This is a genomic window from Bacillus sp. HMSC036E02 (assembly GCF_001836235.1).
Classification (GTDB): Bacteria; Bacillota; Bacilli; order Bacillales; family Bacillaceae_G; genus Bacillus_A; species Bacillus_A cereus.
On the sequence record NZ_KV827816.1, the window covers coordinates 192,830 to 214,423 of the forward strand.

The window sequence follows — 21,594 nt, forward strand, 5'->3', positions numbered from 1 at the left end:
CCTTTCCGGTCTCACAGGACTGAATTAAAAGGTTATTATTATGAAGCAATCTGCTTAGATTGTTTTATTTGTTTCGTTTCCGGTAGTAGTAGATTTAACAGTACACCTACAATTGCTGCTAGTGCCATTCCTTCTACTTGGAATGATTCTCCTACGTGAAGTACCGCTCCACCAATACCGATTACTAATATTACTGATGCAATCATTAAGTTTCGTTTGTCACTTAAATCTGTTTTATCATCTACCATCATGCGTAATCCGCTTGATGCGATTACACCGAATAGTAAGATTGATACACCACCCATAACTGGTGTTGGGATCGAATGAATCAGTGCAGAAATCTTACCGATAAACCCGAACATGATTGCGAATACTGCTGAACCGATGAATAAGTATACACTGTATGCTCTCGTAATTGCTAGCACACCGATGTTTTCACCATACGTTGTATTCGGTGGCCCACCGATTAGTGACGCAATTAATGTTGCTACTCCGTCACCGAAGATTGAACGGTGTAAACCTGGTTTTTCAATTAAATCTCTTTTAATAACATTTCCAAGAACAATTTGATGTCCGATATGTTCTGATATTGTTACTAGTGCAACTGGTACCATCAAGAGTACAATCTTCCATGAAAACTCTGGTGTATATGTTACAAATGGTACTGTGAAATCTGGTACAACAAACCATTTTGCCTCAGCTACCGGCTTTAAGTCTACTAGCCCTTGGAAGTAAGCGAAGATATATCCGCCGATAATGCCAAGTAACACTGGTATTATACTGAAAAATCCTCTTCCAAATATCGAGCATATAATTGTAATTGCTAATGTTACTAACGCTACTGAAAAGTGTGTAAAGCTATATTTGCCATCCGCACCGTTCATCGCCATGTTAACTGCTGTATGTGCTAAAGCTAGACCGATTACCATTACTACTGGACCAACTACGATTGGTGGTAGTAATTTCATAATCCACTCTGATCCTGATTTCTTAATTCCGAGTGAGATTAAGATGTACACAAGTCCTGCTAGCAAACCACCAAGCATTGCTGCTCCCGGTCCACCTGCCGTTTTCGCTGTTATAATCGGTGCGATAAAGGCGAATGATGATCCTAGATAGGCAGGTACTTGACCTTTCGTTATAAGAAGGAACGCTAACGTTCCTAATCCACTTGATATTAATGCTACTGATGGATTCAATCCTGTTAAAAACGGAACAAGCACTGTTGATCCAAACATCGCGAACAAATGTTGTATACTTAAAAATAACCATTTTCCCGGTTTCGGTACTTCATTAACGTCTAACACTGGCTTTTGTTCCATTGTTACATCCTCCTTCAGTTTAAATCTTTGCAATAAAAAAACTCTTTGTGCCTGTGCACAAAGAGTCCTACACTTTCGTATGCCAAATTTGACATATGAAAGCCAAGACCCTTTGGCAGCCTCACAGGACTACATTTAAAAGGGCTTTACTTATCGTATATGCTTACTCGATCTTGTTGATCTGTCTCTTGCAAATCAACTTCGATACGCTCTTCACTTGATGTTGGAATGTTCTTCCCTACATAATCAGCGCGAATTGGTAATTCGCGATGACCTCTATCAACAAGAACCGCCAATTGGATTTGAGATGGTCTACCTAAATCCATAAGAGCATCCATTGCTGCTCGAACTGTTCTTCCTGTATATAATACGTCATCCACAAGGATAACTTTCTTCTTCGTAATATCTACAGGGATATCAGAACCTTTTACAAGTGGTTCTTTATCTTTCGATTGTAGTGTTAAATCATCACGATATAACGTAATGTCTAACTCTCCAACTTCCATTTCTTTTCCTTCAATTTGACCAATTCGTTCTGCCAAACGTTGTGCAATAAAAATTCCACGAGTTTTAATTCCGACAAGAACACAATTATCGACACCTTTATTTCGTTCCACGATTTCATGACTAATTCGTGTTAAAGCGCGGCGAATCATTTGGTCATCTAAAACGACAGCTTTCTCTTGCATGCTCTACACCTCCAAGCTTTTTTCTTGCGTGAGAGTAATGGTATAAAAAAAGTCCTCTCAGCGTGTGCGAGAGGACTTTTGAAAAAAGGGTACAACATACCCTAAGTATTTCAAACCGTTACCTTCTCAACCTCACGGGGCTGTGTTAAAGGATCATTATTTAACTGTTGTCAGTATCTCAGTTTTCTTATGATTTGTCAATACTATTTTCGTAAAATATTTAATACGTCTTCAAACACTTCTGGAATCGGTGCCTCAAACTGAATATATTCACCAGTACGAGGATGATCAAAGCCTAAAATACCCGCATGAAGTGCTTGTCCATTCATATCTAACGTTTTCTTCGGACCATACTTCGGATCTCCTGCAAGTGGATAGCCAATATATTTCATATGAACACGAATTTGGTGCGTACGTCCCGTTTCTAAGCGACATTCTACAAGCGTAAAGTCTTTAAAGCGTTCTAACACTTGGAAGTGCGTAACAGCGTTCTTACCATTTTCATCAACTGTCATACTTTGACGTTCTTTCTTATCACGAGCAATCGGAGCATCAATCGTTCCCTTATCATGCGGAATCACACCGTGTACAATCGCTTTGTAACGTCTCGTTACTGTTTTTGCTACAAGCTGATTTACAAGCGATTCATGTGCCATATCATTTTTAGCAACCATTAATAGTCCAGATGTATCTTTATCAATACGATGCACGATACCTGGACGCATTACACCGTTAATGCCTGATAAGTCTGTACAATGGTGCATAAGGCCGTTTACAAGTGTACCACTTGTATGCCCTGGTGCTGGATGTACAACCATACCACGTGGCTTATTTACAACAAGCACATCTGCATCTTCATAATAAATTTCTAAATTTAAATCCTCTGGTTGAATATCTAACTCTTCTGGTTCAGGAATTGTTACTGTAATTTCATCTTCTTCTTTTACTTTATAATTCCCTTTTACCGCTTTTCCGTTTACTGTCACAACGTCATCTTTAATCCATTGCTGCACTTGCGTACGTGACCATTCATTATTTATCCCTGCAACGAATTTATCAATTCGCTCGTTTTTTTGCTCTGCTGCAACTGTTACTTGTACTACTTCACTCATTCAATTACTCCTTCGCTTTCTTGCCTTCTAATAATGTTTGAATAATAATTAATACAACACCAATACATAATGCTGAATCAGCTATATTGAATACTGGATAGTTGTACGAGAAAATATACACGTGAATGAAATCCACTACTTCTTGTCTAAATACACGATCAATAAAGTTACCAATTGCCCCGCCCAAAATTAGGCTTAACGAAATACCTAGAAGCTTGTCTGTTTTCGCATACTTTTTCATATAAAATACAATAAACACTACAAAAACAACTGTAATAATGTAGAAGAACCACATTTTATTTTCTAAAATACCCCAAGCAGCGCCTCTATTTCGATGTGATGTTATGTATAATACATTGTCGATAATCGGAATACTCGTACCCAATTCCATGTTCTTTACAATTAACCACTTCGATATTTGATCGATAGCAATGACGAATAACGCTATTACATAATATATCATTTTCATTTCCCCCACAAAGACAGTGTACCTCAAAATTTTAGCATAGCTGCTACCTTTTCACAATGAACCTTTATAGAAGAATAAAATAAATTAAAAAAAGGTAATATAATATCGTTGTGCGTATTCATACATTTACCTTTTCATAAAAGAATTCATGAATCGTACGGGCAGTCGGCATTGTCTTCATTTGCTTTGTCGAAATTAATCTCCCTGTCTCTTCACAAATACCATACATGTCTATTTCCATTTTAAATAATGCGCGTTCTACATCCTTTAAATCCTCTTTTATATCATGTAATAGCAATTTTTTCTTTATCTCTTCCTTAATTTCATATCCAAGCTCTTGGCTGAACTCGACATCATATTTGTGCATTACTTCTTTAGCTAGTCTCTCTTGCAACTCTTTTCTCATCAATTGCAATTCTTCTTTTATTTCCATGTAAATTTCATTCACGTGTACATTCCTCCTAGCTGTAATGTACAGTTAGTGTGTCCGAAATTTATTTGCTTACCTCACACACATTTTTCCTTCACAGGAAAGAGTCTGAAAGTGATTTTGATATGCCATCAACAAAAAAACTGACTGCATCAATAGCAGTCAGCTTTTTTTATTATTTTACATAGTTTTCTTTAACAACTGTTGCACAACGCTCACATAATGTTTCATGTTCAGCATCTTTACCAATTGTTTCTGAAACTACCCAACAACGTTCACATGTTTCACCAGTTGCTTGAGCAACAACAACCGCTGTATGTTCATACTTCGGTGCATCTGCTGGCGCTTCATCCATCATACCACCAAGTTTATACTCAGAAACGATGAATAATTGCTTTAAGTCTTCGCTAATAGACTCTAACATAGCTTTCATTTCTGCAGTTGGATATAGCGTAATGCTTGCATTTAATGACTTACCAATTACTTTTTCATTACGAGCTACTTCTAGTGCTTTTAACACGTCATCACGTAATGTCATAAATGCATCCCATTTTGTTTTTAACGCTTCCGCGTCATCTAATTGTACAGCTTCTGGCATATCAGTTAATTGTACACTTTCTTCTGTTACGCCTGGAATGTATGGCCATACTTCATCAGCTGTATGCGGTAAGATTGGTGTTACAAGTTTCGTTAACGCAACAAGAACATCATATAATACAGTTTGAATCGCACGACGATCTTCGTGGTTTGCACCTTCAATATATAAAATGTCTTTTGCAAAGTCTAAATAGAATGAACTTAAATCAATTGTACAGAAGTTATGAATTGCATGATACACAGCAGCGAAGTCGTATGTCTCATATGCTTCTTTAACTTTTGTAATTAAGTCATTTAATTTCACTAACATGTAACGATCTACTTCACGAAGTTCAGCTACAGCTACTGCATTTTCACTTGGCTTAAAGTCGTCTAAGTTTCCTAATAAGAAACGGAATGTGTTACGGATTTTACGATACACTTCTGCTACTTGTTTTAAAATATCATCTGAAATACGTACGTCAGATTGATAGTCAACAGAAGATACCCATAAGCGTAAAATGTCTCCGCCTAATTGATCCATAATTTTCTTCGGTACGACAATGTTTCCAATCGACTTACTCATCTTACGTCCTTCACCATCTAGTACGAAACCGTGACTTAGTACGCCTTTATATGGAGCTTTACCTGTTACAGCAACTGCTGTTGATAATGAAGAGTTAAACCAACCACGATACTGGTCAGATCCTTCTAAATATAAATCAGCTGGACGCTGTAAATCTTCGCGCTCTTCTAATACCGCTTGGTGAGAAGAACCTGAATCGAACCATACATCCATGATGTCTGTTTCTTTACGGAATTCGCCATTTGGGCTACCTGGATGTGTAAATCCTTCTGGTAATAGATCTTTCGCTTCACGCTCGAACCATACGTTAGAACCGTGTTCACGGAATAAATCTGCTACATGGTTAATTGTTTCATCCGTAATAATTGGATCACCATTCTCAGCATAGAATACCGGAATTGGCACACCCCATGCACGCTGACGAGAAATACACCAGTCACCACGGTCACGAACCATATTATGAAGACGAGTTTCTCCCCATGCTGGTACCCATTTTGTTTCTGCTACAGCTTCTATTAATTCTTTACGGAATGCTTCAATAGATGCAAACCACTGTGCTGTCGCACGGAAAATAATTGGTTTTTTCGTTCTCCAATCATGTGGGTATGAATGTGTAATGAATGTTAGTTTCAGTAACGCGCCTACTTCTTCTAATTTTTCTGTAATTGGTTTATTAGCTTTATCATAGAATAAGCCTTCAAATCCAGGTGCCTCATTTGTTAATACACCTTTATCATCGACTGGGCAAAGTACTTCTAATCCATACTTTTTACCAACAACGAAGTCATCTTCCCCGTGTCCTGGTGCTGTATGAACACAACCTGTACCTGCATCTGTTGTTACGTGGTCTCCTAGCATAACTAATGAATCACGATCGTAGAATGGATGTTTTGCAACTGTGTACTCAAGTTCGCTACCTTTTACTGTTTTCACAACTTCAGCATTTTCCCACTCTAACGTTTTTGCAACTGTCTCAAACAGCTCAGAAGCAATGATATATTTCTCATCGTTTACTTTTACAATGCTATATTCAAGCTCTGGGTGAACAGAAATACCTAAGTTTGCAGGTAATGTCCAAGGTGTCGTTGTCCAAATGATGTACTTTTCATCACCTTCTAATACGTTCTTTCCATCTTTTACAGGGAATGCTACGTAAATAGATGCTGATTTTTTATCTTGATATTCAATTTCAGCTTCCGCTAAAGCAGATTCACTCGTTGGAGACCAGTAAACTGGTTTTTGACCTTTATAGATATAACCTTTTTTCGCCATGTCACCAAACACTTTAATTTGTTGTGCTTCATAAGCTGGCTCTAAAGTAATATATGGATTATCCCAATCTGCACGTACACCTAGACGCTTAAATTGTTCACGTTGACGTTCTACTTGTTCATATGCATACTCTGCACATAACTTACGGAACTCAGCAACTGTCATTTCTTTACGTTTTACACCTTTATTTGTTAAAGCTTGTTCAATTGGTAAACCGTGCGTATCCCATCCTGGAACATATGGCGCACTAAAACCAGTCATTGATTTATAACGAACAATAAAGTCTTTTAATACTTTATTTAATGCATGTCCCATATGAATGTCACCATTCGCATATGGAGGTCCATCATGCAATACAAATAAAGGACGTCCTTTTGTATGTTCTTGTACTTTTTCGTAAATATTCATTTCAGCCCATTTTTCTTGCATTGCAGGCTCACGTTTTGGTAAATTCCCACGCATTGGGAACTCTGTTTTTGGCATCAGTAATGTATTTTTGTACTCCATGCTCAATTCCTCCTTACATGTATAAAAGAAACACTTAAAAAACGGAATAAAAAAGAGACCTTCTCATCCCAAAAAGGGACGAGAAAGTCTCCCGCGGTACCACCCTAGTAGATCATATACATATGTATAGAATCCTCTTTATATTCTTAACGCGAATACACGCCTACGCTTACTCTATTTGTTCAGCGCGGAACTCCAGGGTGATATTCCCACTATCTCCTTATCCTGAGCTTACACCATCCTCAGTTCGCTATATAAGGTTTGAAAAGGTACTTATCCCTATCTTCGTTTTTCTTAATAAATATGTTGTTTAAAATTATATGTAATAATGAGAAAAACGTCAAGCTTACACTGTTTCTTCTTTTTTCAACAGTTCATCTACTTCGTCTTCTAATTCAATTAGTTTATCCCAATCATCGTTGTTTAACATCTCAAGCTGTGTTTCTAATAACATACGGAAACGAGTTCGGAATACTTTCGCTTGTTTCTTTAGCTCTTCAATATCAAAAGCAACTTTTCTTGATTTTACTAATGCTTCGTTAATAATACGATCAGCATTCTTTTCAGCTTCACGCACAATTAATTTCGCTTCTTTTTGCGCATTACGTTTTACTTCTTCCGCTGCTTCTTGTGCAACAACGATAGATTTGTTTAACGTATCTTCAATATTAGAGAAATGATCTAACTTCCCTTCTAACTGCGCAACTTTTTCTTCTAAAGCTTTTTTCTCACGAATGACCAATTCATAATCTTTGATAATTTGATCAAGAAACTCATTTACTTGATCTTCATCATAGCCACGGAATCCGCGACCAAATTCTTTGTTATGAATATCTAATGGTGTTAACGGCACAACGCCACCTCCAAGTAGTTATCTAAATTTCCTCTTTCAATTATATCTTTTCTTCGACAAAATAGGAGGATTTCCTTCTAAAAAACCAATCATTTTAGTATACCATACAAAATTCTCCATTTGTCGCGTTTTGTTCTACCTTCTACAGAAAATAATTTACTTCGGCCATATCCTCTAACAGAAAAAACATCTCCTGGATAACATTCATAAGAAGTTTGCTCCACTGTTTTCCAATTGACTTTTACTAAACCATTTTTTATGAAAGGTTGTACTTTCTGTCTAGATAAATGTAACATTTCAGCTAACATAACATCTAAACGAAGTGAAGAAACCGTTCCAGATTTCTCTCCCCACGTTTCATGTATCTGTAGAATTTGTTCTCCTTGCACTGACGCTAAAGAGACTTTTACTTTCCCTATTGATTGTAAGTTCATCTCAATATACGATACAATTTCTTTCGCAACTACAATTTGGGCACGATTTTCTTGCAGCAAAATATCACCACATTTTTCTCTTGTTAAACCAAGAGACATAAATGTACCTAATATTTGCCTATGTTCTAGCGTATAAAACTTGGAAGGATAGTCAATTTCTAATACTTCTACTTGAAATTCTTCTTCATTTAATTCTAGATAGTCTGGATAAATAAGTGCTCTTTTACGCTCTGCATTAGGCGTTGCACCACCAAATTGCACAGCAACATCACCTTGTCCTATTACCATAGAAACAATTTGTTGTTGCCTAGGATCGAGAAAATCCGTTAACTTCACTTGATGGTACTCCGCCGCTCGCTTCCACTCTAGCACTTTATCCACAAAGACCTCCTCATCAGGCCTAAAATGTTCGTAGATGCTCATGTATTTACCTTCTTACTATAAGAAATAGCTTAATAAACTGAACAAACCAGTTTTAGCAAGTTTCAACGCAAAGATCGCAACGATTGGAGAAATATCAATCATTCCAAGCGGCGGAATAAAGCGGCGGAATGGTTCTAAATACGGTTCACAAATACGTGCCAGGAACTCTCCAAAAGATGATTCCTTTGCACCAGGAAACCATGATAGGAGAATGTAAATAATAAGTGCCCACGAGTAAATCTCGATAGCATAACTTAACACTATAAAAACTGTTGTCATGGCGTATTACCACCTCTTTATATTTGTTTCTTCTTCTTCACCGAATAACTCTGAAATCGCACCAACAATATCTACATTTTCAGGTGTACACATAAATGTTTTCGGCCCTATTTTTTGAATATCCCCGCCTATAGCGTATACAGTACCACTTAAAAAGTCAACGATACGTACCGCTTGATCAGTAGACATTCTCTGCAAATTAATTACAACAGCTCGTCTACCTTTTAAGTGGTCCGCAATCCCTTGTGCTTCCGAATATGTGCGTGGTTCTAATAAAACAACTTTTGAAGATTGTTTTGCTGTTTCAATACTCACAACGTTTTGCTTCGGTTGCGCTTTCGGAAACGTAACGTCTTGTTGTTCTGGTGGATCTTGCTGCTTTTTCATGTCTGTTTGCTCCTTTTCATAACCATATTGAGCTGCTTCTTTTTCTTCCGGTGTATCAAAAAAGAAGTATTTTACTTTTGACCAACTCATAATAAGATTCTCCTTCCTTTTACGCTTTTCCTACTAAAATCGTTCCCAAACGAATATATGTAGCCCCTTCTTCAATTGCAATCTTGTAATCGTTGGACATTCCCATTGATAATTCTTTACATGGCGCATGTAATAACTCTAGCTCCTGCACCTCTGTTTGCAGCATACGTAATTCCTTAAAACAGCGTCTGATTTCTTCCTCTTCTTCTGTAAATGGAGCCATCGTCATTAGTCCAACCACTTCAATTTTATCGAATTCTTGCAAACTTTGAATAAAAGAAACAACCTCTTCTATTGCCAATCCTTGCTTCGATTCTTCAGATGAGGTTTTCACTTGAATAAAGCATTTCACTTTCTTATCAGCACGTTTCTGAATTTCTTTCGCCAGTGAAAGACGATCTAACGAATGTAAATAATCAATTTCATTAATGATTTCTTTTACTTTTCTCGTTTGTAATGAGCCAATAAAGTGCCAATTAACTTTTGAACCGAAATGCTCGTATTTCTGTAAGAAACCTTCATTTCTATTTTCACCTAAATCGATAACTCCAGCTTCAATTACTTCGTTTGTTTTTTCAATCCCTACAGTTTTTGTAACTGCAACAAGTTTAATATCTTGCAACGAACGTCCAGCTCGAGCGCAAGATTCTTTAATAGCTTCGTTTACAATTACTAAATTTTCTTGTACTGTCACTTGCTTTCTTCCTCCTTAAAACCTATGAAACTCAACATTCTTCCTGTCTTACCTTGATCACGACGATGAGAGAAAAATAGTTGCTCTTCACAGCTTGTACAAAGAGATGACATTACAATATGCTCTTCTTTTATGCCTGCTTGTACACATAATATACGATTAATTTCTTTTAAATTAATTGCGTACTGCCCGTCAGAAATTTTTTGATGAGGAACAGCACCGCTAACTACTTCCTGTGCTGCTGTTAATACACGATCATCCACAACATAACAACAAGATCCGATCGACGGCCCAATTGCAACATGAATTTCATCACTTGAAATACCTTCTGCATTCCACTTTTGAATCATTTCCTTTGCAATCTCTTGTACAGTGCCTTTCCATCCAGCATGCGCAAGTCCTATCATACCATGTGATGGTGCATAAAAATAGAGCGGAACACAATCCGCGTAACAAGACGTTAACAGAACATCTTCATTACTCGTATAAATGCCATCTGTTTTTGAAATGCCGTCCTCATATGAATAGACACCACTTCCCTTTTCCTGTTGCCCTACTTTTTCAACATGATGAGCATGAACTTGTTCAGAGCAAATCCAATTTTCTAATGGTTTTTGTAACTTATTTGCTAAAATGCGTCTGTTTTCATGAACGTTCTCCACGATATCATTCACATGTAATCCTAAATTCATCGCATGAAAGGAGCCCGTACTTATCCCACCATCTTTTGTCGTAAATCCAGCAGTAATGTTTCCAAGTTCTTTCCACGCTTGTAAATACAGTATACCGTCCACATATTTAAATGGTTCTCTCATAATAAAGCGGCTCCTTTTAATTAAAATAACAGAAAAAAGCATGGTACTTCCTGTCTATTTTACCATACTTTTATTTTTTCATAATCCTAACAGAAAAAAAAGAGGAATTTGTAATATTCTTTATGAAATTGTCGGTGTTTGTATTGATTCTGTTACAGAATTAACAGGATTTACTCTTACAAGTATGACATCTTCCCCAATTTTCACAATTTCCTTCCAAGGAATTACAATCTCAACATCTTTTCCAAAAATACCTAGCATACGTGTCTGTTTGGAAATAATAACAGAACAAATTTTCCCTGTGTTCATATCAATTTCAATATCTCCAATATTCCCAATCCTTTTTCCATCTGAAATATTTATAACATCCTTCATCTGTAACTCTGAAATTCGTATCACCATTTTCATCCTCTCCCTTATATGACAAATTGGAAACTGTTTCTCATATTTACAGGAAGCCACCTATACGAAATTATATGAACACTAATCCCCTACTATGAGCACAAACCATATTACATATAAAAAGGTCTCACCATAATTGGTGAGACCTTATCCTTGAATCGTTTTATTCATTTGTTTAATGGCTGACTTCTCTAAACGTGATACTTGCGCTTGGGAAATCCCAATTTCTTCTGCAACTTCCATCTGTGTCTTTCCTTGGAAGAAACGTTTTCTAATAATCATTTTCTCTCTATCATTTAAACGCTTCATTCCTTCTTTCAATGCTAATTCTTCAACCCACTGCTCGTCCTTTTGTTTTTCATCACTTAACTGATCCATAACAAAGATAGGATCTCCCCCATCATTATAAATCGGTTCAAATAATGAAACTGGATCTTGAATTGCATCTAAAGCAAATACTATCTCTTCATGAGTTACTTCTAGCACTTTTGCAATATCCATTGCTGTTGGTTCTTTTGAATTTTCTGCAATCAACTTTTCTCTTACTTGCAAAGCTTTATACGCAATATCTCGCAATGAGCGCGATACGCGAATCGGATTATTATCACGCAAATATCTGCGTATTTCCCCAATAATCATCGGCACAGCATACGTTGAAAATTTTACATTTTGGCCTAAATCAAAATTATCAATTGATTTCATAAGTCCGATGCAACCAACTTGAAATAAATCGTCAACATATTCTCCTCTGTTATTAAATCTTTGGATGACGCTCAGTACAAGACGTAAGTTTCCATTCACTAATTTTTCTCTTGCGCTTATCTCTCCACTTTGCATTTCACGAAATAATTTACGCATCTCTTCATTTTTTAATACTGGAAGTTTAGCTGTATCAACACCGCAAATTTCTACTTTGTTTCTCGTCAAAGTGTTCCCTCCTATCGGGAGTTGCTGTACAGTGTAAAGTATTTCCTTTGAAGGGGATTTTATGCATGTGGTTTTTTCACGATTTGTTATTTAAATTATCTTTCCTAATACAACTAAATAGAATAAGACCAGCCTACATAACGGCTGGTCTTATTCTTTACACCATTTTATTAAATTCTTTTCGTAATCTTTTTATAATTCTTTTTTCTAAACGCGAAATGTATGACTGTGAAATCCCAAGCATATCAGCCACATCTTTTTGCGTCTTTTCCTCTCCTCCAGCAAGCCCAAACCGAAGTTCCATAATTTGTTTTTCACGATCATTTAATTGGTGTAATGCTTTCATTAAAAGGTGACGATCTACAGTAGCTTCTAAATCTTTTGTAATAATATCATCATCTGTACCTAACACGTCAGACAATAACAGTTCATTCCCATCCCAATCAATGTTTAGTGGTTCATCAAAAGAAACTTCCGAACGATTTTTGTTATTTCGACGTAAATGCATTAAAATTTCATTTTCTATACAACGCGATGCATATGTTGCTAATTTTATTTTCTTTTCTGGATTAAATGTATTTACCGCTTTAATAAGGCCGATTGTTCCTATACTAATCAAATCTTCAATATTTATCCCTGTATTTTCAAACTTTCTTGCTATATATACAACGAGCCTTAAGTTACGTTCAATAAGTAATGACCTTGCTGCCTGATCTCCTTTTGGCAATTTATTCAAAAGAATTTCCTCTTCTTCTTTTGTTAACGGTGGTGGCAACGCTTCACTTCCACCAATATAATAAATTTCATCGGTCTTAATTCCTAATTTCAGCAATACTTTATACCAAAGGTATACTAAATAAAATTTTAATTTCATCATATTATCCCGCCTCTCATTATTAAGCGATTACCATTTTTTGTGAAATCAACATTTTTGGATGCACAATACATTGATACTCCCCATTAGTAGAAAGCTGTTGTGTATTTAATCCAATTAATACTTTGTTTACAACAATAGAACTACCTTCATGGTCAACTTGCACACTATCAGGCTTAATTGCCCACAAAAATTGACTCTCTACTCCTACTGCACGGAAAGGAATTAAGCGTAATTTTGTCGCCCAACCAGAATCATTTTCTGGTATTTGAGGAATTTCTGTTTTGGAATAAATTTGTTCTGTTAACCAAGATGGTAAGCAATGTTCTAATGATGAAACATGCATAATCATAACGGGTGTTTTTGTTAATGGGTCATAAAGTTGGTTCCCACTGTCAATAAGACCTGCCAGTTCTAGTTCTTCTTCTGCTAATTGAATTTTTACTTTCACAATTTGATCATAGTGTATTTTCGTGACCTCTACGCTTTCAATACGCTTTTTAGAAAAATAATAAATTACTGGAAAACCAAAAATAACAAATAACCAACTAATTGGATCACCGTAAGAAATTGACTGAGATTGAACCAATCCATTTACCATTTCATTCGTTTGCAAAAAGAAATGAGTTCCAATTAATCCTCCGCCAACCATAAAGGTTACAAAGTAAAAAGTAAAAACAGTTTGTGCATAATTTCTAAATGTTGTAAACCCAAATGCTGTATACACAATAAGTAACGAGTACAGTAGTTTCATAATTGGATGTGTCATCATAGAAGCAAAAGGAGTAAAGGCAAAAATAACAATAGTTGAACCTATAAATGCCCCTAACACAAGCCTCCATTTTTTGATTTTCTTTTTTAACACGGTAGCTGTTAATAAAAGCAAAAGAAAATCAATGCAGGCGTTTAACAACCAAACAACGTCGGCGTAAACAACCAAACAATTCACCTCTTTTTTCAAGTTGAGACTAGTATAATGCATATCCAATAGGAAAGTGTGTCAATTTGCGGAGGTGTTTTTTTGTTATTTTGTGATTTCTAGACATAATCTGTCGGTAAAAAATAAAAGTACAAATTCATAGAATGATATACTCTTATTTTCACCAACAAAATATACCAAATAAAAAAAAGACCTGCTTAGCAGGTCTTTTCCATTTAAAAAACAAAAAAGGAGCATGAAAGCTCCTTTTTTTATCGTCTACGACGGTTACGTAAAAATGCTGGAATATCGATATCATCTGAATCTGAATGACGCTCATGTACAACTGGCTCTTCACGCTTCATTTCACGTTTTACTTCACGTTGTTTTGAAGGTTGAGCTACTGGTTGTTGCTGTTGTTGCGTGTGGTTCGCATTCGGACGAATAATTGGTTTTGGTGGTTGAGTTGCAATGCTATCATCAAAACCAGTTGCAATTACAGTTACAACGATATCATCTTTTAATCCTTCGTTAATAACAGAACCGAAGATCATATTTACTTCTGGATCTGAAGCTGAAGCTACGATATCTGCCGCTTCTTGTACTTCATATAAGCTTAAGTTAGCGCCACCCGTAATGTTCATGATAACACCTTGAGCTCCATCAATAGATGTTTCTAGTAATGGACTAGAAATCGCTTTTTTCGCAGCTTCTGCAGCACGATTTTCCCCGTTACCAGAACCAATACCCATTAAAGCAGAACCTCTATTAGACATAATTGTCTTTACGTCTGCAAAGTCTAAGTTAATTAAACCTGGCGTTGCAATTAAATCCGAAATACCTTGAACACCTTGACGTAATACGTTATCAGCTTCACGGAATGCTTCTAACATTGGCGTATTTTTATCAACAATCTCTAATAAGCGATCGTTTGGAATTACAATAAGAGTATCTACATTTTCTTTAAATGCTGCAATACCAGATGCTGCTTGCGTCGCACGCTTACGTCCTTCAAAAGTAAATGGACGTGTTACAACACCAACTGTTAAAGCACCTAATTCTTTTGCAACTTGAGCAACAACTGGAGCTGCACCAGTTCCAGTTCCACCGCCCATACCGGCAGTTACGAAGACCATATCCGCACCACGAAGTGCTTCTTGGATCTGTTCTTTACTTTCTTCTGCAGCTTTTTTCCCTACTTCAGGGTTTGCGCCTGCACCAAGTCCACGCGTTAATTTTCCACCAATTTGCATTTTTGTTTCAGCTTTTGATAGATTTAATGCTTGTGCATCAGTGTTCACAGCGATAAAGTCTACACCTTGTACACCGTGTTCAATCATACGGTTTACAGCATTGTTTCCGCCACCGCCGACACCGATAACTTTTATATTCGCTAATTGATCTTGAGTAGTATCAAACTCTAACATGTCGAAATCCCCCTAGAACCTCATTTTTCGTGTCCAATTTTAATCCCATAAATAACGGAATACACGTTTTACTTTTGACATCATGCGGTCATCATTTTGATTATTATTGTTTTGATTACGAGTTTTTTGTTTCGCGGGTTGCTGTTGTACCGGCGTTGGTGCTGGTGCTGGTACTGGTTCAAAATGCTCTTGCTTTTCCTGCACATTTTTCCCACGTAATTTAGCTTTTTGATAAGAATGTTTAATTAATCCAACTCCACTTGTATATTGAGGCTCACGCACACCAATATAATCAGGAGTTGCTACACGAACATTTTCATGTAAAATATCATATGCAAGATCAAGAACACCTGGCATAGAAGCAATTCCGCCAGTTAGTACATAACCAGAAGCCACTTGCTTTACTCCTAACTTACGCACTTCATCTTGAACAAACATTAAAATTTCCTCTACACGAGCCTCTATTATATCCGATAATTCCAACTGAGAATATTGTTCTGTTTGATCACTTCCCATAATAGGAACCGTAAACATCTCTTCTTCAGATGCTGTATCATAAAAAGCATGTCCATATTTCAACTTAATTTGATCTGCATTTTCTGTTGAAGTTTTCAACCCAATCGCAATATCTTTCGTTATATGGTCTCCACCTAATGGTAATACGCTCGTCGCTTGTAACTCTCCATCTTTAAAAATAGATAAAGTTGTAGATCCTCCCCCCATATCAACAAGGGCTACTCCTCTATTTTTTTCATCTGAAGATATAGCAACTGTTGCAGCCGCTAAAGGTTGAAGACAAATATCAACAATTTCAAGACCTGCTTTTTCTACACAACGAAGTAGGTTATGTAGTAAAGTTCTCGAGCCTGTAATAAGTGTACCTTCCATTTCTAATCTTACACCGATCATCCCGCGTGGATCGTTAATCTCGTCAAGACCGTCTACGATGAACTGTCGAGGTACCACATCAATAAACTCACGTTCTGGAGCAATTGACACAACTTGTGCTGCATCTAGAACGCGTAAGACATCTTCATTCCCGATTTCACGATCTTCATTTGAAACAGCGACTACTCCGTGACAAGGAAGTAGCTGTACCTGGTTTGCATTGACACCTACTACAACTTGCTCAATGTGGATTCCCACCATGCGCTCAGCTTGTTCAATTGCTTTTTTAATTGATCGAACAGTCTCGTCTATATCAACTATCGATCCCTTCTTTAAACCATTTGATTTTACATTTCCAACACCAATAATGTTTAAGCTGTCATTAACCATTTCACCAATGATGACTTTAACATTGGATGTACCGATGTCAAGACTAACATATATTTCATTGCTGTTCATTCTTTGGCACCTCCTTCTTTATTTATACCATACAACTCAATATATGGAACAACAATCGCAACTTTACTATTTATAAGAAAAATATTCAACGTCTTTATACGTTTCCCTTTTTTAACCCTATATTTTTCTTATTTTTATTTAGCATTCAATTAAGAATATCGCAGTAAACTATGAATAACTGCTTATCTTGAAATAATTCTATTTCGAGTGTAAAGTTTACCGCCAAGTATAAGTCTACACTAAGATGTACTCATAGAAAAGTGAAACTTGTACCAATACTAGTATGAATCTAAGAATTTTTACATATTTTTCATCAAATGAACCATTCTTCTAAATTCGTATACATATAATAGAACATTCGTTTCGTTTTTTCTGCTATAAGCAACGAAAACTACCATTCTATTCTTTTTTTTCTTCCGCACCTAATTCTTTCGTATATGCACCTACTTCTAAGTCAATTAATACCTTCTTACCTGGCTCAATTGTTTTTAAAATAAGTGGATAGGCTTCCATACGTTTTGCGAAATTTTGAATCGTAGTGCTCACTTCATAACCTTCATTCATATATAAAGTAAGATGATCTTCATTCGCATTCGTTGGTGAATAGCGAATCTCCGAAATAGATTTTAAAATAGCTGGTGTTAATTTTTCTAGTTCAGCGATTAACTCCTTCATTTTCTCTTCTTTAAAAGGTTCAAAAATCGGTGCTGCAACAGGAAGTTTTCCATTAGGTAGTACATCAAGCGTTTTTCCATTTTCTAATAACGGTTGTAATTTTCCCTCTTTATTTATATAACCAATCGTTAAATATTCTTCGATATGAATATCAATCTTGTTTGGAAAACGTTTTTTTACATTTACTGCTTTAATTTCTTTTCGCTTCGTTAAGTTTTCTTCAGCTTTATGTGCTGTCACTCGGAAATAACTTGTATCATATGTCACGCCTGAATCCTTCATTACTTGCTCATCCGTCATATAGTGATTTCCAAACACACTAATCTTTTTTATATTACTAAGCGGAGACCGAAAATAAATTAAAAAGAGCACTAATAAAAATAAAATTGATATGTATAAAATCAATCGATGATTAACATTTTTTTTGTTTTTTTTCTTTTGATTTTTCAATTTTGGTACACGATCTTGTAGTTTAATCACTTTACTATTATTCATGTACGATCCCCCTATGTAACATAAAGAACGGCATGTTCCTCATGCCGTTCTTATCTTCTTATTATAACATAAATGATAATGAGCGGAACGAATAACCGTTATCTTCCAATGATTTCTACTTCTGTGTGCATATCTACATCAAATTTATCCTTAATTGTATGTTTTATTAATTCAATTAAAGACAATACATCTTGCGCTGAAGCTCCCCCGGTATTAACAATAAAATTGCCATGCATTTCAGAAATTTGAGCTCCACCAATCCTATAACCACGAAGCCCTGCTTTTTCTACTAAATCTCCTGCAAAATGTGGGATTGGATTCCGAAATACACTTCCTGCACACGGGTGATTCCATGGTTGCGTTTCACGGCGGTAATCTTTATTATTTTGCATACTACGTACAATTTCTTCACGTTTTCCCGCCTGTAATTGAAACACCGCCTCTAAAACAATACCAGGACGTTTCGTTTGCAATACAGATGCCCGATAAGAAAACTCCAGTTCTTTATTCGTTAACCAGTCAATTGTACCGTCTTCAAACAGAATGAGAGCCTTCGATAATACACTCGATATATCCGATTTATGTGCACCTGCATTCATGTATACTGCACCACCGACACTTCCTGGAATACCGCTCGCAAACTCCAATCCAGCTAACCCTTGACGACTAAGTAAAGTTGACAATTTAATAAGAGGATATCCACTACCAACTCTTACCTTATGTTTTTCGACCTCTAAGTGATCTAATCCTTCTCCTAAACGAATAACAACACCTTCTATGCCTTGATCAGATACAAGAAGGTTTGAACCGCGACCAATTACAGTCCACTTCGTTTTGTATTGCTTTACTAACTGTAATGTTTTTTCAATACCGGCTACATGCTTTGGCACAATTAAAATATCCGCTGGTCCACCTATTTTCATAGTTGTATAACGTGCTAACGGCTCGTTAACTAAAACACGACCAACGTCTGCTTCTATAAGCTCATTTACTAATTGTTCCATAGACAATCTCCCCCATATTAAGTCTCCTTATGACAATAATATGCAGGGCGTTCACCTAACGTTATCCCTCTATTTACGGGCAGTACAGCTCCTAAATCAAAATTCGGCGATAACAAAGAAATTAGGCGGAATCAGGATGTCAGTAAACATCCTATTAGTGAAAGATAATAATCAACGAGAGAGAATCACTCCCCACTGATTAAAGCCTCACTTTATTTTTTTACAAGCTTATTCATTACTTCATACAGCTTATTTGCTGCATCTGGAATACCTAGTTGCTTAGCCGCTAGCTTCATATTTTGTAATGTTTGTGCATTCAATAAAATCTCATCAATATCACGAATAAGCGTTTCAGCTGTTAAATCTTTTTCAAGTAACATTTTTGCCGCTCCTTTATCAACAACTGAACGTGCATTCTTTTCCTGGTGATTATTTGTTACATACGGACTCGGTATTAACACACTTGGTTTTCCTAACGCTGTTAATTCTGCAAGTGTTGTTGCCCCAGCCCTTGAAACAACAAGGTCTACACCAGTTAGTACCTCTGGCATATTATGAATGAACGGCTTAATAATAACATTGCTTGGGTTCCCTTTTTGCTTCACGGCTTCCATCACTTTATCATAATGTACTTCACCCGTTACATATAGTATTTCGTAGCTTTTGTTCCCAAACTGTTCAATTGCTTCAACGAAGGCATCGTTAATCGGTCTAGCCCCACGACTTCCACCAAATATAAGTACAGACTTTTTAGGAAGAGAAAGCCCAACTGAACGTTTCCCCTTCATTCCATTTTGATCCATTACCTCTGATGCTCGTGGATTACCTGTCATTACCACTTTTGACTCTGGAAAATGCTCTATAGCTGCTTCAAAACAAACAGCAACTTTATCAACATAACGGCTTAAAAACTTGTTCGTTACACCTGGTACACTATTTTGTTCATGTACAATAGTTGGAATACCTAATTTGGCTGCAGCGTATACAACTGGTCCACATACATATCCACCCGTTCCAATTACGATATCCGGATTAAAACGACGAATGTATCGTTTACTATCCTGTACACCTTTTAGAAAACGCATTACTGTTTTCACATTATCTAATGATATTTTTCGTTTAAATCCACTTATAACAATAGATTGAAATGGTATACCTGCTTTTGGAACGATTGTACTCTCTAGTCCATTTTCCGTACCAATATATAAAAATCTCGCTTCTGGATTTAACTTTTTTATTTCTCTAATTAAAGCAAGAGCTGGATAAATATGACCACCAGTACCCCCACCACTCACTAATACACGCACTACTAACTCCTCCGCTTCTCTTTTCTTATTTCCATTATACTTATTTCTATATACATATTGCATTTTTACACACATACGAAAAACCCTGTCTTATAAACAGGGTTTAGTAGCGAGAATGGCGACTTATATTTAATAATACACCTACTGCCATTAACATTAATGTCAAACTTGATCCACCATAACTTAAAAACGGCAAGGTAATACCCGTAACAGGCATCAGTCCTGTTACAACACCAACATTAATCATTACTTGAATCGCAATCATCGCCACAATACCTACTGCTAAAAACGTACCATATAAATCTGGCGCTCCTAATGCGATACGAATCCCGCGCCATAATAATAGACTAAATAATAATAACACAAATGAACCACCAATAAAACCTAATTCCTCGGATAAGATCGCAAATATAAAGTCAGTTTGTGGTTCAGGTAAATAAAGAAATTTTTGTCTACTTTGTCCAAGTCCAAGCCCAAATAATCCACCAGGTCCAATTGCAAGTAATGATTGGATAATTTGAAATCCACTCCCGAGCGGATCTGACCACGGATCTAAATATGATGTAATGCGTTTCATTCGATACGGTGCTGATGCAATTAACCCTACAAATCCTGCTACACCAATCAAACCAAACATTGCAAAGTGAAAGACTCTCGCTCCCGAAATGAATATCATAATGATACATGTCCCAACCATTACCGTTCCTGTCCCAAGGTCTGGCTGTAACATAATCATCCCAAAAGCAAGAAACACAAAACTAAGGGCCGGTAATAAACCACGTTTAAAAGATGTAATCAATTTTTGCCGTTCTGCTAAAAACTTTGCCAAGAAAATAATCATCGCAAACTTCATAAATTCTGACGGTTGAATCGAAAATGCTCCGATTCCAATCCAACTTCGTGCTCCTCCTCGAACAAGACCTACTCCAGGAATAAGAACGAGAATAAGAAGAATGAAGCAAACTAGCAAAATCACTTTTGAATACGTACGCCACACCCAATAATCAATTTTCATAATAAAAAACATAGCTACTACACCAAGACCCGCAAACAGTAATTGTCTTTTTGCAAAAAAGAATGAGTCCCCCATTTTATAAGAGGCCCAAACTGCACTCGCACTATAAACCATAATCATTCCGATTGTCAACAATGAAAGTGTTACGATGATGAGAATAAAATCAGGCGTTTTCTTCATTACCCACAAACACCACCTCTTTAGGCAGAACCTTTTGCCCTATGTAACAAAACATCAGTAGGTGTTAGCCTACTGATGTTTTGA

At 36.5% G+C, this 21,594-nt stretch carries 22 protein-coding genes and 1 other annotated feature; all 22 genes read right to left on the reverse strand.

Features of this window, described 5'->3' with window-relative positions; translation table 11 throughout:
* Positions 1–38 precede the first annotated feature (38 nt).
* Positions 39–1,322: a uracil permease gene (uraA, locus tag HMPREF2590_RS05295; RefSeq protein ID WP_000435928.1), complete on the reverse strand. Its 1,284-nt coding sequence runs from the start codon at positions 1,320–1,322 to the stop codon at positions 39–41.
* Between the two features lie 146 nt (positions 1,323–1,468).
* Complete coding sequence (pyrR, locus tag HMPREF2590_RS05300) at positions 1,469–2,011, reverse strand: bifunctional pyrimidine operon transcriptional regulator/uracil phosphoribosyltransferase (protein ID WP_001156488.1); 543 nt, start codon at positions 2,009–2,011, stop codon at positions 1,469–1,471.
* A 203-nt stretch (positions 2,012–2,214) separates the two neighbouring features.
* On the reverse strand, positions 2,215–3,123 hold the full coding sequence (locus tag HMPREF2590_RS05305) for an RluA family pseudouridine synthase (protein WP_000005830.1): 909 nt from the start codon (positions 3,121–3,123) through the stop codon (positions 2,215–2,217).
* 4 nt (positions 3,124–3,127) lie between these two features.
* Complete coding sequence (lspA, locus tag HMPREF2590_RS05310) at positions 3,128–3,586, reverse strand: lipoprotein signal peptidase LspA (RefSeq protein ID WP_000642184.1); 459 nt, start codon at positions 3,584–3,586, stop codon at positions 3,128–3,130.
* Between the two features lie 124 nt (positions 3,587–3,710).
* Complete coding sequence (locus HMPREF2590_RS05315) at positions 3,711–4,040, reverse strand: TraR/DksA C4-type zinc finger protein (RefSeq protein WP_001002956.1); 330 nt, start codon at positions 4,038–4,040, stop codon at positions 3,711–3,713.
* 157 nt (positions 4,041–4,197) lie between these two features.
* Positions 4,198–6,963 (reverse strand): isoleucine--tRNA ligase, encoded by a 2,766-nt coding sequence (ileS2, locus tag HMPREF2590_RS05320; RefSeq protein WP_000455951.1) that lies wholly within the window; start codon positions 6,961–6,963, stop codon positions 4,198–4,200.
* Between the two features lie 71 nt (positions 6,964–7,034).
* Positions 7,035–7,258, reverse strand: a binding site (T-box leader).
* 51 nt (positions 7,259–7,309) lie between these two features.
* Positions 7,310–7,816 carry a septum site-determining protein DivIVA gene (divIVA, locus tag HMPREF2590_RS05325; RefSeq protein WP_001131611.1) on the reverse strand — a complete coding sequence of 169 codons (507 nt, stop codon included), beginning with the start codon at positions 7,814–7,816 and terminating at the stop codon, positions 7,310–7,312.
* A gap of 89 nt (positions 7,817–7,905) precedes the next feature.
* Positions 7,906–8,673, reverse strand: a complete 768-nt coding sequence (locus HMPREF2590_RS05330; protein WP_002098127.1) for a YlmH family RNA-binding protein — start codon at positions 8,671–8,673, stop codon at positions 7,906–7,908.
* Positions 8,674–8,688: 15 nt separating this feature from the next.
* Positions 8,689–8,952 (reverse strand): YggT family protein, encoded by a 264-nt coding sequence (locus HMPREF2590_RS05335; RefSeq protein ID WP_000214233.1) that lies wholly within the window; start codon positions 8,950–8,952, stop codon positions 8,689–8,691.
* A gap of 6 nt (positions 8,953–8,958) precedes the next feature.
* A complete protein-coding gene (locus HMPREF2590_RS05340) occupies positions 8,959–9,429 on the reverse strand; it encodes a cell division protein SepF (RefSeq protein WP_000119129.1) in 471 nt (156 codons plus the stop codon).
* Positions 9,430–9,448: 19 nt separating this feature from the next.
* Positions 9,449–10,123 (reverse strand): YggS family pyridoxal phosphate-dependent enzyme, encoded by a 675-nt coding sequence (locus HMPREF2590_RS05345; RefSeq protein WP_000218007.1) that lies wholly within the window; start codon positions 10,121–10,123, stop codon positions 9,449–9,451.
* Complete coding sequence (pgeF, locus tag HMPREF2590_RS05350; protein WP_001209007.1) at positions 10,120–10,938, reverse strand: peptidoglycan editing factor PgeF; 819 nt, start codon at positions 10,936–10,938, stop codon at positions 10,120–10,122. The genes HMPREF2590_RS05345 and pgeF overlap by 4 nt, the downstream gene beginning before the upstream one ends.
* Positions 10,939–11,058: 120 nt before the next feature.
* The gene (locus HMPREF2590_RS05355) at positions 11,059–11,340 is read right to left on the reverse strand and encodes a YlmC/YmxH family sporulation protein (protein ID WP_000236745.1); all 282 of its coding nucleotides are present in this window, start codon (positions 11,338–11,340) and stop codon (positions 11,059–11,061) included.
* A 147-nt stretch (positions 11,341–11,487) separates the two neighbouring features.
* Positions 11,488–12,267 carry an RNA polymerase sporulation sigma factor SigG gene (gene sigG / locus HMPREF2590_RS05360; protein WP_000197755.1) on the reverse strand — a complete coding sequence of 260 codons (780 nt, stop codon included), beginning with the start codon at positions 12,265–12,267 and terminating at the stop codon, positions 11,488–11,490.
* A 157-nt stretch (positions 12,268–12,424) separates the two neighbouring features.
* Entirely contained in the window at positions 12,425–13,144 is a 720-nt protein-coding gene (gene sigE, locus HMPREF2590_RS05365; protein ID WP_000976946.1) for an RNA polymerase sporulation sigma factor SigE, read from the reverse strand.
* 19 nt (positions 13,145–13,163) lie between these two features.
* Positions 13,164–14,081 (reverse strand): sigma-E processing peptidase SpoIIGA, encoded by a 918-nt coding sequence (gene spoIIGA / locus HMPREF2590_RS05370; protein ID WP_000261970.1) that lies wholly within the window; start codon positions 14,079–14,081, stop codon positions 13,164–13,166.
* Positions 14,082–14,332: 251 nt separating this feature from the next.
* A complete protein-coding gene (gene ftsZ, locus HMPREF2590_RS05375) occupies positions 14,333–15,487 on the reverse strand; it encodes a cell division protein FtsZ (protein ID WP_000888984.1) in 1,155 nt (384 codons plus the stop codon).
* 39 nt (positions 15,488–15,526) lie between these two features.
* Entirely contained in the window at positions 15,527–16,834 is a 1,308-nt protein-coding gene (gene ftsA / locus HMPREF2590_RS05380) for a cell division protein FtsA (RefSeq protein WP_001087557.1), read from the reverse strand.
* A gap of 399 nt (positions 16,835–17,233) precedes the next feature.
* A complete protein-coding gene (gene divIB / locus HMPREF2590_RS05385; RefSeq protein WP_001065789.1) occupies positions 17,234–18,004 on the reverse strand; it encodes a cell division protein DivIB in 771 nt (256 codons plus the stop codon).
* A 98-nt stretch (positions 18,005–18,102) separates the two neighbouring features.
* A complete protein-coding gene (gene murB / locus HMPREF2590_RS05390) occupies positions 18,103–19,008 on the reverse strand; it encodes a UDP-N-acetylmuramate dehydrogenase (RefSeq protein ID WP_000437024.1) in 906 nt (301 codons plus the stop codon).
* 212 nt (positions 19,009–19,220) lie between these two features.
* On the reverse strand, positions 19,221–20,315 hold the full coding sequence (murG, locus tag HMPREF2590_RS05395; RefSeq protein WP_021728036.1) for an undecaprenyldiphospho-muramoylpentapeptide beta-N-acetylglucosaminyltransferase: 1,095 nt from the start codon (positions 20,313–20,315) through the stop codon (positions 19,221–19,223).
* Between the two features lie 103 nt (positions 20,316–20,418).
* The gene (gene spoVE / locus HMPREF2590_RS05400; RefSeq protein WP_000753520.1) at positions 20,419–21,510 is read right to left on the reverse strand and encodes a stage V sporulation protein E; all 1,092 of its coding nucleotides are present in this window, start codon (positions 21,508–21,510) and stop codon (positions 20,419–20,421) included.
* Between the last annotated feature and the right edge of the window lie 84 nt (positions 21,511–21,594).

Bases quoted from the DNA above. Each gene is read 5' to 3' on its own strand.
- spoVE (WP_000753520.1), bottom strand. From the start codon at position 21,510: ATGAAGAAAACGCCTGATTTTATTCTCATCATCGTAACACTTTCATTG.
- ftsZ (WP_000888984.1), bottom strand. From the start codon at position 15,487: ATGTTAGAGTTTGATACTACTCAAGATCAATTAGCGAATATAAAAGTT.
- HMPREF2590_RS05335 (WP_000214233.1), bottom strand. From the start codon at position 8,952: ATGACAACAGTTTTTATAGTGTTAAGTTATGCTATCGAGATTTACTCG.
- HMPREF2590_RS05355 (WP_000236745.1), bottom strand. From the start codon at position 11,340: ATGGTGATACGAATTTCAGAGTTACAGATGAAGGATGTTATAAATATT.
- uraA (WP_000435928.1), bottom strand. From the start codon at position 1,322: ATGGAACAAAAGCCAGTGTTAGACGTTAATGAAGTACCGAAACCGGGA.
- divIB (WP_001065789.1), bottom strand. From the start codon at position 18,004: ATGAATAATAGTAAAGTGATTAAACTACAAGATCGTGTACCAAAATTG.
- HMPREF2590_RS05330 (WP_002098127.1), bottom strand. From the start codon at position 8,673: ATGAGCATCTACGAACATTTTAGGCCTGATGAGGAGGTCTTTGTGGAT.
- murB (WP_000437024.1), bottom strand. From the start codon at position 19,008: ATGGAACAATTAGTAAATGAGCTTATAGAAGCAGACGTTGGTCGTGTT.
- pyrR (WP_001156488.1), bottom strand. From the start codon at position 2,011: ATGCAAGAGAAAGCTGTCGTTTTAGATGACCAAATGATTCGCCGCGCT.
- lspA (WP_000642184.1), bottom strand. From the start codon at position 3,586: ATGATATATTATGTAATAGCGTTATTCGTCATTGCTATCGATCAAATA.
- HMPREF2590_RS05305 (WP_000005830.1), bottom strand. From the start codon at position 3,123: ATGAGTGAAGTAGTACAAGTAACAGTTGCAGCAGAGCAAAAAAACGAG.
- HMPREF2590_RS05340 (WP_000119129.1), bottom strand. From the start codon at position 9,429: ATGAGTTGGTCAAAAGTAAAATACTTCTTTTTTGATACACCGGAAGAA.
- sigE (WP_000976946.1), bottom strand. From the start codon at position 13,144: ATGATGAAATTAAAATTTTATTTAGTATACCTTTGGTATAAAGTATTG.
- ileS2 (WP_000455951.1), bottom strand. From the start codon at position 6,963: ATGGAGTACAAAAATACATTACTGATGCCAAAAACAGAGTTCCCAATG.
- ftsA (WP_001087557.1), bottom strand. From the start codon at position 16,834: ATGAACAGCAATGAAATATATGTTAGTCTTGACATCGGTACATCCAAT.
- pgeF (WP_001209007.1), bottom strand. From the start codon at position 10,938: ATGAGAGAACCATTTAAATATGTGGACGGTATACTGTATTTACAAGCG.